Genomic DNA, 13,147 nt, shown 5'->3' with positions numbered 1-13,147 from the left:
TTCTCACACACCACCGGTGCCGGTTCAGAAGGGGAGGGGCTCACGCCACCCATCCCGGGGGAGCTCTTCGTTGAGGAACTGCCTGTACAGGTGCTCGTCCTCGTAGCCCCGCTCATATTTGACCGGCGGGTCCTGTTTCTCCAGAAACTGCGCGAAGGTCAGTCCCGGGCTCTCCGGGCCGGCCACGGTGGGGTAGGGCACCGCGCCAATGCGGGCGCGGAGGATCTCCGCCTTCAGCCTGGCCAGCACCCCTTCCTCGCCGGTGAGGACCTCCCGACCGAAGTCGGTCGCCGTGAGCTGCTCACCCGGCCCCGCGGCGAGCACCCCGACCCGGCGGCCGAGTTCGATGATGCTGGTGAGCAGCTCCGCATCCCTGGACGAGTAGGAGTAGCGGAAATGACCGCCATGGTAGGAACTGCGTTGTACCGGGCGCAGCACCGGGAACTGCTCCACCAGCTGGCGGGTGTACTTCACGGGCAGGAAGCCGGGTTTGGTCAGACGCGGCGGGCTCTCCCCGGCGGCCAGGCGGAGCAACTCGAAGAGCACCTCCACGTCCGGGGTGGTGCGCACCAGCGGCTCAATCTCCGGCAGCGCGAAAGGCCGCCCGGCCTCCGACAGGACGGTGTAGAGCTCCATGGCGGAGACCGGGTCGGGGACCTCGGCGGCCATGTGCTCCAGCAGGGCGTCGACGATGATGGCCCGTTCCAGATCCGGAGGCAGGGGATCGCCTGCGTGGACCATCGTCACCGCGTTGAACTCCGGCAGCCGGATCTGCGGTCCGGGCAGCAGCGGAACGGTATCGGTCAGCTCCATCCGGATCGGCTCCAGGGACCAGGCAGGGTTCTCGTCGACGGTGATGTCGAAGATCCACCCCCCGATCCGGTCGAGGATCAACTGCATCCTCCCGGGCTCCACCGGCAGCGGTTCCTGCATGAGTTCGGCCCGCAGGTCGGGATGGCTGAAGTGGTACGCCCCGCGGCCGATGAAGGTCCCGTCCAGCCGGAACACGGCGTCCGGGGTGGGGTAACGGCCGAGCGCGATGCACGTCCGGTCGAGCAGTTCCTCGACCGGCATGTCGGTGGCGAAGGCCAGGTTTCTCCTGAAAGGTCGGCGCGCACCGCGCAGGGTGAGCGTCATGGTCCGCAGTTCGTGGCTGTTCATGGTGGTGGTTTCCCCTTCTTCCTCTTCTGGTGTCGGGCCCAGCCCACCACGCCAGGCCACACCCCGCCAGGGGCACTCCGCAGAGCTGTGGACAACCCGGCCCGTCGCCGTCGACTGTGGAGAACTCCGTTGCTTCTCGACACCCCTCACCACCACTGTGGTAGGTGACCGCCGTCACTCCCGTTTCGCTAGGCTGGACGGCATGAAGACGAGAAGGTTCGGTGCCACCCTGGTGTGTGCCGTGGTGCTGGGGCTGGCGGGCACCGCCTGCGGCACAGAATCGTGGGAGCAGCAGCAGCTCCAGGACAGCTTCCCCGTGGACAGGGCCACCGAGCCCGCCCCGGCCCAGTCTGAGAGGTCGGCCGTCGACTCCACCGCCGAGGACGTGCGGGAAGACGTCATCACCACCGGATCCGCCACCGTGCAGACCCAGGATCCCGAGATGGCCGCCGCGGACTTCACCACCCTGGTCCGGGACCGGGGCGGACGCATCGCCAGCTCAGAGACCAGCACCTGGTCCGAACAGCTGCGGGCCACGGTCACCGCCCGCGTACCGGCGGACAACTACCAGACGGTCGTCGATTCCCTGACCGACCACGGGGAGGTGGTGGCCCAGTCCACCCAGTCAACCGACGTCGGCCAGGAACGCGTTGACCTGGAGGCGCGCCGGGCGGCACTGCAGGCCTCCATCGACCGCCTGACTGAGCTGATGTCCACCGCTGGAACCGTGGAGGACCTGCTGGCCGCCGAGAACACCCTCACGCAGCGGCAGGCCGACCTGGATTCCCTCACCGCCCAGCTGGATTACCTGGCGGATCAGGTGGCCCTGTCGACTCTGACCGTGACCTTCACCGTCGACGATGAGGGTTACCGCCCACCCAACGCCTTCGAACGGGCCTGGGCCGCGTTCGTGGCCTCCCTGGCGTCGGTGCTCATCGTGTCCATGGCGGCGGTGCCGTGGCTGGTGATCCTCGCAGTACTCATCGCCGTGGTGTTCGTGCTGGTGCGCCGCCGCCGGAACCGCAACCACCCGCCACAGGAGGACGGGCAGGCCGGCCCCGCAGCGTAGACTCATAGGCATGGCTAAACCGATCATCGCCCCCAGCATCCTCGCCGCTGATTTCTCGAAACTGGGCGAGGAGGTGCGCGCCGTCGCGAACGCGGACTGGATCCACGTGGACATCATGGACGGCCACTTCGTACCCAACCTCTCCTTCGGCCCGGAGATCACGAAGGCCGTCGACAAGATCACGGACCAGCACCTCGACGTGCACCTCATGATCGAGAACCCCGAGAAGTGGGTCGACAGCTATATCGACGCCGGCGCTGACTGCGTCATCTTCCACGTCGAGGCCACCGACGACCATGTCGCCCTGGCCAAGCACATCCGCACAAAGGGGGCACGCGCCGGCTTCTCCCTCAAACCCGGCACCCCGATCGAGCCCTACCTGGCGGACCTGCGCTTCTTCGACCTCGTCCTGGTCATGAGCGTCGAGCCGGGTTTCGGCGGTCAGTCCTTCATGCCTGATCAGCTGGAGAAGGTCCGCACCCTGCGCGAGGCCATCGACAACAACCGACTGAAGACCCTCATCGAGATCGACGGCGGCATCTCCGAGAAAACCATCGCCGAGGCCGCGGAGGCCGGCTGCGACGCCTACGTCGCCGGCTCTGCGGTCTACGGCAAGGACGACCCGGCCGCAGCCGTCGACAATCTGCGCCGCCTGGCCACGGTCTAGGTCGGCATGGAGAATCTCCGGGAAGCACTCCAGGCGGCCATCGCAGCCGGCGAAGCCGTGCGCGGGACCACCAGCCCGAACCCGCCCGTCGGGGCAGCCATCCTCGACCGGGAGGGCAGGCTCGTCGGCACCGGAGCCACCGAACCGGCGGGCGGCCCCCACGCCGAGGTCATGGCCCTGCGCGAGGCAGGGGACAAGGCGGAGGGGGGCACAGCCGTGGTCACGCTCGAACCCTGCAACCACACCGGTCGCACCGGCCCGTGCTCGCAGGCGCTCGTCGACGCCGGCATCGAATTCGTCTACTACTGCCACCCCGACCCCGACCGGAACGCCGAGGGCGGGGCCGCCCACCTGCGGCAGCAGGGCGTGGGCGTGGAGCGGATCGACCGCGACGTCGACACGCTCCGGCCGTGGCTGGCCGCCGTGCGCAACAACCGCCCCCACGTGACACTGAAATTCGCCCAGACCCTCGACGGCTTCACCGCCGCCCTGGACGGCTCGAGCCAGTGGATCACCGGCGATCTCGCCCGCCGCCACGTCCACCGGGACCGCGGCAGACGTGACGCCATCATCGTCGGCACCGGCACCGCCATCGCGGATGACCCCTCGCTCACCGCGCGTGACGGCCAGATGGAGCTGCCCGACCAGCCGCGCCGGGTGGTCATCGGCGGGCGTTCCCTGACCGGGCACGCCCGCAATCTCCACCGGCTCGGTTTCGAGCAGTACCGCGGAATTCCCGAGGCGCTGTGGCAGTTGTGGGACACAGGTGCCCGCGACGTCCTCGTGGAGGGCGGGGCACACCTGGCCTCCGGCTTCGTGGAGTCCGGGATGGTGGACGCCATCCAGGCCTATATCGCCCCCACGCTGCTGGGGCAGGGCCGTTCCGTCCTCAGCGAGGCGCTCGGTCTGAGCCTGGCCGATGCCGCGACCTTCCAGCTGCAGAACATCACCCGTCTCGGGGATGATGTCCTGCTCGAACTCACCCGAAAGGACTGACCCATGTTCACCGGACTCGTCGAGGAGGTCGGCACCGTCGCCGCCCTGGAGCCGCAGGGGGATGCCCTCCGCCTGACCATCGAGGCCCCGAAGGTGCTTTCCGACGCCGCCCTCGGAGATTCCATCGCAGTCAACGGTGTGTGCTTGACTGTTGCCGATTTCGACGATCAGCGCTTCACCGCCGACGTCATGCAGGAATCCCTGGACCGCACCGGCCTGGGGCGGCTGGCGGTGGGTTCCCCCGTCAACCTCGAGCGCGCCCTGGCTGCCGGCGCGCGACTCGGCGGGCACATCATGCAGGGCCACGTGGACGGCACCTCCAACCTGCTCAGCCGCACCTCCTCGGAGCACTGGGATGTGCTGCGCTTCTCGCTGGGGGCCGACCTGGCCCGCTATGTCGTCGAGAAGGGCTCCATTGCTGTCAACGGCACATCCTTGACTGTCTCGGCAGTGGGGGAGGACTGGTTCGAGGTCTCCCTCATCCCGACCACCCTCGCGGAGACCACCCACGGCCAGCTCGCGGAGGGTGATGTGGTCAATATCGAGGTCGACGTCCTGGCCAAGTACGTGGAGAAGATGCTCGGTGCCCGGGTCGAAGGCCGGGCCGGGGACGGCGAGGGCTAAGGTTGACGCTCGTGAGTGACGAATCTGTGGACCCGAACGGCCGCCTGCGCCTGGACACCGTCGAGCGCGCCATCGCCGACATCAAGGCAGGGAAGGCGGTCGTCGTCGTGGACGACGAGGACCGTGAGAACGAGGGCGACCTCATCTTCGCGGCGGAGCTGGCGACCCCGGAGCTGGTGGCCTTCATGGTCAGGTACAGCTCCGGCTACATCTGCACCGCCCTGACCAACGAGGACTGTGACCGCCTCGCCCTGCCGCCCATGGTGGCCCGCAACGAGGACGCCCGGCACACCGCCTACACCGTCACCGTCGACGCGGCGACGGGCACCACCGGCATCTCCGCCTCCTCCCGCGCGGAGACCATCCTGCGCCTGGCGGACCCGGCCACCACCCGCCACGACTTCACCCGCCCCGGCCACGTCGTGCCGCTGCGCGCGGTGAAGGGGGGTGTGCTGGCCCGCGACGGTCACACGGAGGCAGCCGTCGACCTGTCGGTGCTCGCCGGCCTGCGCCCCGCCGGCGTGCTGTGCGAGATCGTCTCCGAGGATGACCCGACCGACATGGCGCGCGGCCCCGAGCTGCGCCGCTTCGCCGACACCCACGGCCTGGCGATGATCTCCATTGAGCAGCTCATCGATTACCGCCGCCGCCACGAGTCCCAGGTCGAGCGCCTCGTGGAGACCCGCATGCCCACCGAGTTCGGCGAGTTCCGCGTGGTCGGCTACCGCCACCTCATCGACGGCACCGAGTTCCTCGCCCTGGTCGCCGGCGAGCTCGAGGGCGCGGAGGACCTGCTGGTCCGCGTGCACTCGGAGTGCATGACCGGGGATGTCTTCGCCTCCCGCCGCTGCGACTGCGGCCCGCAGCTGCACGCCTCGATGCGCATGGTGCAGGAGGCCGGCCGCGGTGCGATCATCTACCTGCGCGGCCACGAGGGCCGCGGTATCGGACTGATGTCCAAGCTGGAGGCCTACCGACTGCAGGACCTCGGTCTGGACACCGTCGACGCCAATCTGGAGCAGGGCCTGCCGGCCGACGCCCGCGAGTACTCGGCCGCCGGCCAGATCCTCCGGGACCTGGGCGTGACGTCAATCTCCCTGATGACCAACAACCCCACCAAGTCCGCCGCGATGCAGGGCTACGGCGTGGAGATCACCGGCCGGACCTCCGTGCCGGTGGCCCCCAACGAGGACAACATCCGTTACCTGCGTACCAAGCGTGACCGCATGGGCCATGACCTGCCGGCCGTCGCACGCTGGGAGGCAGAGCACGAAGGAGCAGACAGTTGAGCAAGGAAGGACTCCCCGTCGTCGAGCGTATCGACGCCGCGGGCCTGAGCGTCGCGGTGGTCACCGCCCGCTGGAACACCGAGATCTGCGAGCAGATGCGCCGCCGCGCCGTGGAGACGGCGCGGCAGGCGGGCGTCGACAAGCTCACGGAGGCCCACGTCATGGGCGCCCTCGAGCTGCCCGTCATCGTCCAGGAACTCGCCCGCACCCATGACGCCGTCGTGGCGCTGGGCTGCGTCATCCGCGGCGGCACCCCCCACTTCGACTACGTCTGCGATTCCGTGACGGAGGGCCTCACGCGCATCGCGCTCGACGAATCCACCCCGATCGGCAACGGCGTGCTCACCACCAACGACCAGGAGCAGGCCGTCGACCGTGCCGGATTCCCGGATTCAGTCGAGGACAAGGGCGGCGAGGCGATGGCCGCGGCCCTCGACGCCGCGGTCACCCTGCGTCGGCTCCGCGGGAACCGGGGATAGACTGATGGATGTGAGTGAGAAGAACGTGGGAGCCGAGAACACCGGTCGCCGCCCGCTGACGGATGAGGAGCGTGCCTTCTACGCCGCCCTCGACCCGCATGCGCGGACGACCACCAGACCCTGGGAGCTGGAGGTCCGTTCGGCCTCGCTGAAGCGCTTCGCCTGGATCGCAGTGGTCATCGTCATGGCGGTGCACATTTTCATGGGCTACTTCCTGGACCTGGAGTTCACGGGCGCCACCGTCACGTTCATCGACAAGCTGGCCTTCCCGGGCGTCGGCGTGGTTATCTCCGTGCTGGCCTACCTCTCCTTCACCCGCCCGCGGGTGCGCGCCAACGCCGACGGCGTGGAGATCCGCAACATCATCGGCACCCGGTTCTACCCCTGGGCCGTGATCTACGGGTTGTTCTTCCCGGAGGGCGCCCGCATGGCCCGCCTGGAGCTGCCGGAGTTCGAGTACGTCCCCATGTGGGCGATGCAGGCCTCCGACGGCGCCTCCGTGGTCAGGGCCGTCTCGCAGTTCCGCGAGCTCGAGGCCCGCTACATGCCGCAGGACTAGTATCGTCGGTTTATGGCTGATCCGAGTACCTACCGCCCGGCACCGGGGACCATTCCCACGGAGCCGGGCGTCTACCGATTCCGGGACGAGAACCGCCGCGTCATCTACGTCGGCAAAGCCAACAGCCTCCGGGCCAGGCTGGCCAACTACTTCCAGGATGTGACCACCCTCCATCCGCGCACGCGGCAGATGGTCTTCGCCGCCGCCTCGGTGGAGTGGACCGTCGTCGCCAGCGAGGTCGAGGCCCTCCAGCTGGAGTACACCTGGATCAAGCGCTACGACCCGCGTTTCAACGTCAAATACCGCGACGACAAGACCTACCCGCTGTTGGCGGTGTCCACCGGTGAGGACATCCCACGGGCCTTCTTCTACCGCGGCCCCCGCCGCCGTGGGGTGCGCTATTTCGGCCCCTACTCCCACGCCTGGGCGGTGCGCGAGACCCTCGACCTGCTCACCCGCGTCTTCCCGGTGCGCACCTGTTCGAAGGGCGTGTACAACCGGCATGAGAAGCTCGGCCGGCCCTGCCTGCTGGGCTACATCGACAAATGCTCCGCCCCGTGTGTGGGCCGCGTCAGCCCTGAGGAGCACCGGGAGATCGTCGACGGTTTCGTCTCCTTCATGGCCGGGCACACCGACCAGGTGGTCCGCCAGCTCACCCGCGAGATGGAGCAGGCCGCCGAGGAGCTGGAATTCGAGCGCGCCGCCCGCCTGCGTGATGACCTGGGGGCCATCAACAAGGTGATGGAGCAGCAGGCCGTGGTCCTCGGCGACGGCACCGACGCCGACCTCATCGCCGTCGACTCCGACGAGCTGGAGGCCGGCGTCCAGATCTTCCACGTCCGCGGCGGCCGGATCCGCGGCCAGCGCGGCTGGGTGGTCGAACGCACCGAAGAACCGATCGAGGTGCTCGTCCAGAACTTCCTGATCCAGTTCTATTCGGACGCGGTGGAACGCGCCCGGGTGGATGCACAGGACGAGCAGAAGCAGATCGAACGCCGCGGCGTGGACCAGTTCTCGCACAACCCGCCGAAGCCAGGGGCCGTGGTGCCGCGTGAGATCCTCGTGCAGCATCTGCCCGCGGAAGCCGGGGAGGTGTCCGCCCTGCTCGCCGAGCTCAAGGGCGCAGCCGTGGACCTGCGGGTGCCGCAGCGCGGTGACAAGCGTGCCCTCATGGAGACCGTGGAACGCAACGCCAGGGAATCCCTGCGCCAGCACAAGCTCAGACGCGTCGGCGACCTCACGGCCCGTTCCGCGGCGCTGCAGGACATTCAGGAGGCCCTCGGCCTGGAGGAGGCGCCCCTGCGCATCGAGTGCACCGACATCTCCCACATCCAGGGCACCGATGTCGTCGCCTCGCTCGTCGTCTTCGAGGACGGCCTGCCGCGGAAATCAGACTACCGCCGCTACCGCATCAGGGAGGCCGCCGGCGGCGGGCACTCTGACGACGTGGCCTCCATCGCGGAAGTCACCCGGCGCCGTTTCCTGCGCCACCACCAGGACAAACTGGCCGTGCCCGACGAGGAGACGGAGGCGCAGACCTTCGCGGACGAACGCGTCGAGGAGATGAGCACCGACCAGCGGCGTTTCGCCTACCCGCCGAACCTGTTCATCGTCGACGGTGGTCTGCCCCAGGTCAACGCCGCGCAGAAGGTCTTCGACGAACTCGGTATCGTGGATGTCACCCTCATCGGCCTGGCCAAACGCCTCGAGGAGATCTGGATGCCGGGGGAGTCCGACCCCGTCATCCTGCCGCGCGCATCCCAGGGGCTGTATCTGCTGCAGCAGATCCGTGACGAGGCGCACCGGTTCGCCATCACCTACCACCGGCAACAACGTTCGAAGCGGATGCGGGTCTCCGAACTCGACGGCGTACCGGGACTGGGCGCGACCCGTCGCACCGAGCTGGTCAAGCACTTTGGTTCGGTGAAGAAGCTCAAGGCCGCCAGCCAGGCGGAGATCACCGAGGTGCGGGGTTTCGGCCCCCGCCTGGCGGCCGCCGTCTACGACCATCTCCATCCCGATACCCACGATAGGATGTCCCCATGACCTCAACCTCCGGTGTGCCGTCCCGCTTCTCGACACCCCCTGTCCTCATCACCGGCATGTCCGGTGGAGGACTCAGCTCCGCGGCGAAGGTACTGGAGGACAAGGGTTTCTTCGTGGTGCAGAACCTGCCGCCGCAGCTCATCGTCGACTTCCTGGAGCTGTGCCTGGCGCAGGATCCCCCGGTGGAGAAGGTCGCCTTCCTCGTCGATGTGCGCACCCGCCAGTTCGGCGGCAACCTGCGTGCCACCCTCCGGGAGCTGACGGACAAGGGGCTCAATCCCACGGTGCTGTTCATGGACGCCCGCGACGACGTACTCATCCGCCGTTTCGACAGCGTGCGCCGCACCCACCCCCTGCAGGGGGAGGACACCCTGTACCTGGGCATCGAGCGCGAGTGGGAGATCACCAACGGCATCAAGGAACAGGCGGACATCATCATCGACACCTCGAGTCTGTCGGTGCACGATCTGCGCCGGGCGATCGAGGCATCCCTCGGAACGATGGCGCACAACCGCCAGCACGTCACCCTCGAGTCCTTCGGTTTCAAACATGGCGCCCCCCAGGATGCGGACCTGATGATCGATGTCCGTTTCCTGCCCAACCCCTACTGGATCCCGGAGCTGCGCGGTTTCCGGGGTGTTGATGAACCGGTGAGTGACTACGTGCTGAGCAGGGAGGGAGCAGGGGAATTCATCGATAAGTTCGTCGATATGTTTGACTCAATGCTCGGTGGTTACCGCCATGAGGGCAAGAACTTCATCACCGTGGCCGTCGGCTGCACCGGCGGCCACCACCGTTCTGTGGCGGTGTCCGAGGAACTCGGACGCCGGCTGCGGGACCGGGGTGACATCGACGTCAACGTCATGCACCGCGACATCAACCGACACTGACCCTGCAACCGTAACTGACTTCCCGGGAGGAAATCTTGCACATCACCTCGATGGGAGGCGGTCACGGCCTCTACCAGACGCTCGTCGCCGCCCGGCTGAGCGCACCGGAATCGATCACCGCGGTGGTCACCGTCGCGGATGACGGCGGTTCCTCCGGTCGCTTGCGCCGCGAGCTCGGCATCATCCCGCCCGGCGATCTGCGCATGGCACTCGCCGCCCTGGCCAGTGACGACGAGGAGGGCAGTCTCTGGGCCCAGACCCTGCAGCACCGCTTCGGCGGCACCGGCGCACTGGCGGGTCATGCAGTCGGCAACCTGCTCATCGCCGGGCTGACCGGGATCCTGGGCAACGAGCAGGCGGCCCTGGACAAGGTCGCCGAGCTCACCGGCTCGCACGGCCGGGTCCTGCCCATGTGCAACCAGCCGCTGGAGATCGAGGCCGACGTCGCCGGGCTTGACGACGACCCCCGGGTCATCCGCCCCGTCCGCGGCCAGGTTGCCGTGGCCACCACCCCCGGCACGGTCCGCCGGGTACGGCTGATCCCGGAACGTCCCGAGGCCTGCGGTGCGGCAGTCCAGGCGATCGAGGCAGCCGACCTGGTGACCCTCGGCCCTGGCTCGTGGTTCTCCTCCGTCATCCCGCACCTGCTGATCCCGGGCATCGTCGACGCCCTCAACGCCACCGGTGCACTCAAGGTGGTCGTGCTCAACCTCTCGGCGGAACCGGGGGAGACCCACGGCTTCTCCTCGGAACGTCACATCCACATGCTCAGCCAGCACGCACCCGCCCTGCGCATCGACCGGATCCTCGTCGACGCGGACACCATCCCCACCGCCGCGGAGCGTTCCTACCTGGAGCGGGCCGCCGCCGGGCTGGGCGCGACGATCGTCTACGAGGATCTGCGCACTGAGGACGGCAACGGCCAACGCATCAACAAACATGACCCCTCCAAACTGGCTGCCGCGCTCACGGGCCTGTACCGGGAGGCCCGGGGTGGGGGAGCCTCCGACTAGACTGGTCCGGATCACAGGGCAGCTCGAGAGAAAGGCGGTCGCACCCGTGGCGTTGACGGCAAGAGTCAAGGACGAACTCGCAAAGGTGGTGGTTCCCCGGCAGTCCGCCCGGGTCGCCGAGACCGCGGCGCTGCTGCGTTTCGCCGGCCAGATGCAGGTCATCGCCGGGCGGCTGGTGCTGGAGGCCGAACTCGATTCCGGCGACGTCGCCCGGCGTCTGGCGGAGTCCCTGACGGAGATGTACGGCGTCGAGGTGCACGAGCACACGATCAGCCCGGGCGGGGCCTCGAAAAACTCCCGCCACCTGCTGCGCGTGACGGAAGGCACCCGGGATCTGTCCCGGCGGCTGGGACTGGTCACCCGTTCCGGGCATCCCGTGGTCGGTCTGCCGCCGCAGGTGATCTCCGGCACGGTCGCCGACAACGAGGCGGCCTGGCGCGGGGCCTTCCTCGCTCAGGGCTTCCTCACCGAGCCGGGGCGTTCCTCCGCGCTCGAGGTGGTCTGCCCCTGCCAGGAGGCGGCGCTGGCGCTGGTCGGTGCTGCCCGGCGGCTGGGTATCGCCGCCCGGACGAAGGAGACCCGCGGCACCGACCGGGTGGTCATCCGCGACGGTGACGCCATCGGCGCACTGCTGACCCGGATGGGTGCGCAGCAGGTCCGGCTGGAGTGGGAGGACAAGCGTCTGCGGCGGGAGAGCCGTTCCACCGCCAACCGGCTGGCCAATTTCGATGACGCGAACCTGCGCCGTTCAGCCCGCGCAGCTGTTGCCGCCGCCGCCCGCGTGGAGCGCGCCATGCAGATCCTCGGGGATGATGTTCCCGAGCACCTGGCTGAGGCCGGGCAGCTGCGTGTGGCCCACCGCCAGGCCTCTCTGGAGGAGCTGGGCCGGCTCGCGGATCCGCAGATGACCAAGGATGCCGTCGCCGGCCGCATCCGCCGTCTGCTGTCCATGGCCGACAAGCGGGCGGAGGAGCTGGGGCTGTCGGACACCAACGAGGCTGTCACCGACGACCTCCTCGAAGGGGCCTGACAGCGGCAGTTCTGTTCCATTCGGGGGTGGAACGGGCCTGCGGGTGCGGATTTAATTTCTCCCCTGCCTGCTCCTTGCCAGGGGCTTGAGGCGCTGTTGACAGCGATATTCATCAGTTCCCGGGGTTCGGCGGGCCGGGAAGCGGGGATATGACGTGTCCACAGGTCCGGATCCGTCTGTTTGACCGCTGCGGGGGTGGGAAACTGTCGCTAAACTGTGACCTGATGGGCCGTGACACATAGTCAACGCGACGGATAGCGCGGTCACATCCGGACATGACTATTCACAAACCCGAGGAGATTATCGTGACCATCCGCGTAGGCATCAACGGCTTCGGCCGCATCGGCCGTAACTTCTTCCGTGCAGTCCTGGAGCGCAGCGAGGCCGTCGAGGTTGTCGCCGTCAACGACCTCACCGACAACAAGACCCTGTCGACCCTGCTGAAGTACGACTCCATCCTGGGTCGCCTGCCGGGCGCGGTCGAGTTCGACGATGACTCCATCACCTACGACGGCAAGCGCATCGCCGTCTCTGCTGAGCGTGACCCGAAGAACCTCGACTGGGCCGCCCACAACGTCGACATCGTCATCGAGTCCACCGGATTCTTCACCGACGCCGAGGCAGCCAGGGCCCACATCGAGGCCGGCGCCAAGAAGGTCATCATCTCCGCCCCGGCGAAGAACGAGGACGCCACCTTCGTCTACGGCGTCAACCACCAGGACTACGACGCTGAGAACCACAACGTCATCTCCGCCGCATCCTGCACCACCAACTGCCTGGCGCCCGTCGCCCAGGTGCTGGACGAGAAGCTCGGCATCGAGCGTGGTCTGATGACCACCATCCACGCCTACACCGGTGACCAGCGTCTCCACGACGCCCCGCACAAGGACCTGCGCCGCGCCCGCGCAGCGGCCGTGAACATCGTCCCGACCTCCACCGGTGCCGCCAAGGCCGTCGCCCTGGTCCTGCCGCAGCTGAAGGGCAAGCTGGACGGCTACGCCCTGCGCGTCCCGACCATCACCGGCTCCGCCACCGACCTGACCTTCACCGCCTCCCGCGAGACCTCCGTCGAGGAGGTCAACGCCATCATCAAGGAGGCCGCGCAGGGTGAGTTCGGCGAGACCCTCGCCTACACCGAGGACCCGATCGTCTCCACCGACATCATCTCCGACCCGCACGGTTCCATCTTCGATTCCGGCCTGACCAAGGTCATCGGCGACCAGGTCAAGGTCGTCGCCTGGTACGACAACGAGTGGGGCTACACCTGCCAGCTGCTGCGTCTGACCGAGCTGGTCGCCGCCAAGCTCCAGTAGAGACACCCGGC

At 68.1% G+C, this 13,147-nt stretch carries 13 protein-coding genes; 12 read left to right on the top strand and 1 reads right to left on the bottom strand.

Annotation, left to right across the window (positions count from 1 at the left end):
- Positions 1–24: 24 nt before the first annotated feature.
- Complete coding sequence (locus EAH68_RS07740) at positions 25–1,161, bottom strand: hypothetical protein (RefSeq protein WP_164546433.1); 1,137 nt, start codon at positions 1,159–1,161, stop codon at positions 25–27.
- Positions 1,162–1,363: 202 nt separating this feature from the next.
- On the opposite strand from EAH68_RS07740, the gene EAH68_RS07735 reads away from it, so the two are divergent.
- The 12 genes from EAH68_RS07735 (at position 1,364) to gap (ending at position 13,136) form a co-directional block, all read left to right on the top strand.
- Positions 1,364–2,230 (top strand): DUF4349 domain-containing protein, encoded by an 867-nt coding sequence (locus EAH68_RS07735; protein ID WP_164546432.1) that lies wholly within the window; start codon positions 1,364–1,366, stop codon positions 2,228–2,230.
- Positions 2,231–2,240: 10 nt separating this feature from the next.
- On the top strand, positions 2,241–2,897 hold the full coding sequence (rpe, locus tag EAH68_RS07730) for a ribulose-phosphate 3-epimerase (RefSeq protein ID WP_126120738.1): 657 nt from the start codon (positions 2,241–2,243) through the stop codon (positions 2,895–2,897).
- A 6-nt stretch (positions 2,898–2,903) separates the two neighbouring features.
- The gene (gene ribD / locus EAH68_RS07725; RefSeq protein ID WP_126120737.1) at positions 2,904–3,893 is read left to right on the top strand and encodes a bifunctional diaminohydroxyphosphoribosylaminopyrimidine deaminase/5-amino-6-(5-phosphoribosylamino)uracil reductase RibD; all 990 of its coding nucleotides are present in this window, start codon (positions 2,904–2,906) and stop codon (positions 3,891–3,893) included.
- A 3-nt stretch (positions 3,894–3,896) separates the two neighbouring features.
- Positions 3,897–4,517 carry a riboflavin synthase gene (locus tag EAH68_RS07720; RefSeq protein WP_126120736.1) on the top strand — a complete coding sequence of 207 codons (621 nt, stop codon included), beginning with the start codon at positions 3,897–3,899 and terminating at the stop codon, positions 4,515–4,517.
- A gap of 11 nt (positions 4,518–4,528) precedes the next feature.
- On the top strand, positions 4,529–5,806 hold the full coding sequence (locus tag EAH68_RS07715; protein ID WP_241228349.1) for a bifunctional 3,4-dihydroxy-2-butanone-4-phosphate synthase/GTP cyclohydrolase II: 1,278 nt from the start codon (positions 4,529–4,531) through the stop codon (positions 5,804–5,806).
- A complete protein-coding gene (gene ribH, locus EAH68_RS07710) occupies positions 5,803–6,285 on the top strand; it encodes a 6,7-dimethyl-8-ribityllumazine synthase (protein ID WP_126120735.1) in 483 nt (160 codons plus the stop codon). The genes EAH68_RS07715 and ribH overlap by 4 nt, the downstream gene beginning before the upstream one ends.
- A 4-nt stretch (positions 6,286–6,289) precedes the next feature.
- Complete coding sequence (locus EAH68_RS07705) at positions 6,290–6,844, top strand: PH domain-containing protein (RefSeq protein WP_126120734.1); 555 nt, start codon at positions 6,290–6,292, stop codon at positions 6,842–6,844.
- 12 nt (positions 6,845–6,856) lie between these two features.
- Complete coding sequence (gene uvrC / locus EAH68_RS07700; protein WP_126120733.1) at positions 6,857–8,890, top strand: excinuclease ABC subunit UvrC; 2,034 nt, start codon at positions 6,857–6,859, stop codon at positions 8,888–8,890.
- Positions 8,887–9,780 carry an RNase adapter RapZ gene (rapZ, locus tag EAH68_RS07695; RefSeq protein WP_126120732.1) on the top strand — a complete coding sequence of 298 codons (894 nt, stop codon included), beginning with the start codon at positions 8,887–8,889 and terminating at the stop codon, positions 9,778–9,780. The genes uvrC and rapZ overlap by 4 nt, the downstream gene beginning before the upstream one ends.
- 41 nt (positions 9,781–9,821) lie before the next feature.
- Positions 9,822–10,793 (top strand): gluconeogenesis factor YvcK family protein, encoded by a 972-nt coding sequence (locus tag EAH68_RS07690; protein ID WP_277600465.1) that lies wholly within the window; start codon positions 9,822–9,824, stop codon positions 10,791–10,793.
- A gap of 46 nt (positions 10,794–10,839) precedes the next feature.
- Positions 10,840–11,823, top strand: coding sequence for a DNA-binding protein WhiA (gene whiA / locus EAH68_RS07685; RefSeq protein WP_241228348.1), 984 nt, complete (start codon positions 10,840–10,842; stop codon positions 11,821–11,823).
- Positions 11,824–12,128: 305 nt separating this feature from the next.
- Positions 12,129–13,136 carry a type I glyceraldehyde-3-phosphate dehydrogenase gene (gene gap / locus EAH68_RS07680; RefSeq protein ID WP_126120730.1) on the top strand — a complete coding sequence of 336 codons (1,008 nt, stop codon included), beginning with the start codon at positions 12,129–12,131 and terminating at the stop codon, positions 13,134–13,136.
- Positions 13,137–13,147: the final 11 nt, after the last annotated feature.

The organism is Corynebacterium hylobatis, from assembly GCF_003955685.1.
Taxonomy (GTDB): Bacteria; Actinomycetota; Actinomycetes; order Mycobacteriales; family Mycobacteriaceae; genus Corynebacterium; species Corynebacterium hylobatis.
Note: the sequence above shows the minus strand (reverse complement) of the source record. Positions and strands in the feature narration are given on the sequence as shown.

Excerpts from the sequence above, each read along its gene's own strand:
- rapZ (WP_126120732.1), top strand. The coding sequence starts at position 8,887 with ATGACCTCAACCTCCGGTGTGCCGTCCCGCTTCTCGACACCCCCTGTC.
- EAH68_RS07720 (WP_126120736.1), top strand. The coding sequence starts at position 3,897 with ATGTTCACCGGACTCGTCGAGGAGGTCGGCACCGTCGCCGCCCTGGAG.
- EAH68_RS07705 (WP_126120734.1), top strand. The coding sequence starts at position 6,290 with ATGGATGTGAGTGAGAAGAACGTGGGAGCCGAGAACACCGGTCGCCGC.
- rpe (WP_126120738.1), top strand. The coding sequence starts at position 2,241 with ATGGCTAAACCGATCATCGCCCCCAGCATCCTCGCCGCTGATTTCTCG.
- EAH68_RS07740 (WP_164546433.1), bottom strand. The coding sequence starts at position 1,161 with ATGAACAGCCACGAACTGCGGACCATGACGCTCACCCTGCGCGGTGCG.
- EAH68_RS07735 (WP_164546432.1), top strand. The coding sequence starts at position 1,364 with ATGAAGACGAGAAGGTTCGGTGCCACCCTGGTGTGTGCCGTGGTGCTG.
- ribD (WP_126120737.1), top strand. The coding sequence starts at position 2,904 with ATGGAGAATCTCCGGGAAGCACTCCAGGCGGCCATCGCAGCCGGCGAA.
- uvrC (WP_126120733.1), top strand. The coding sequence starts at position 6,857 with ATGGCTGATCCGAGTACCTACCGCCCGGCACCGGGGACCATTCCCACG.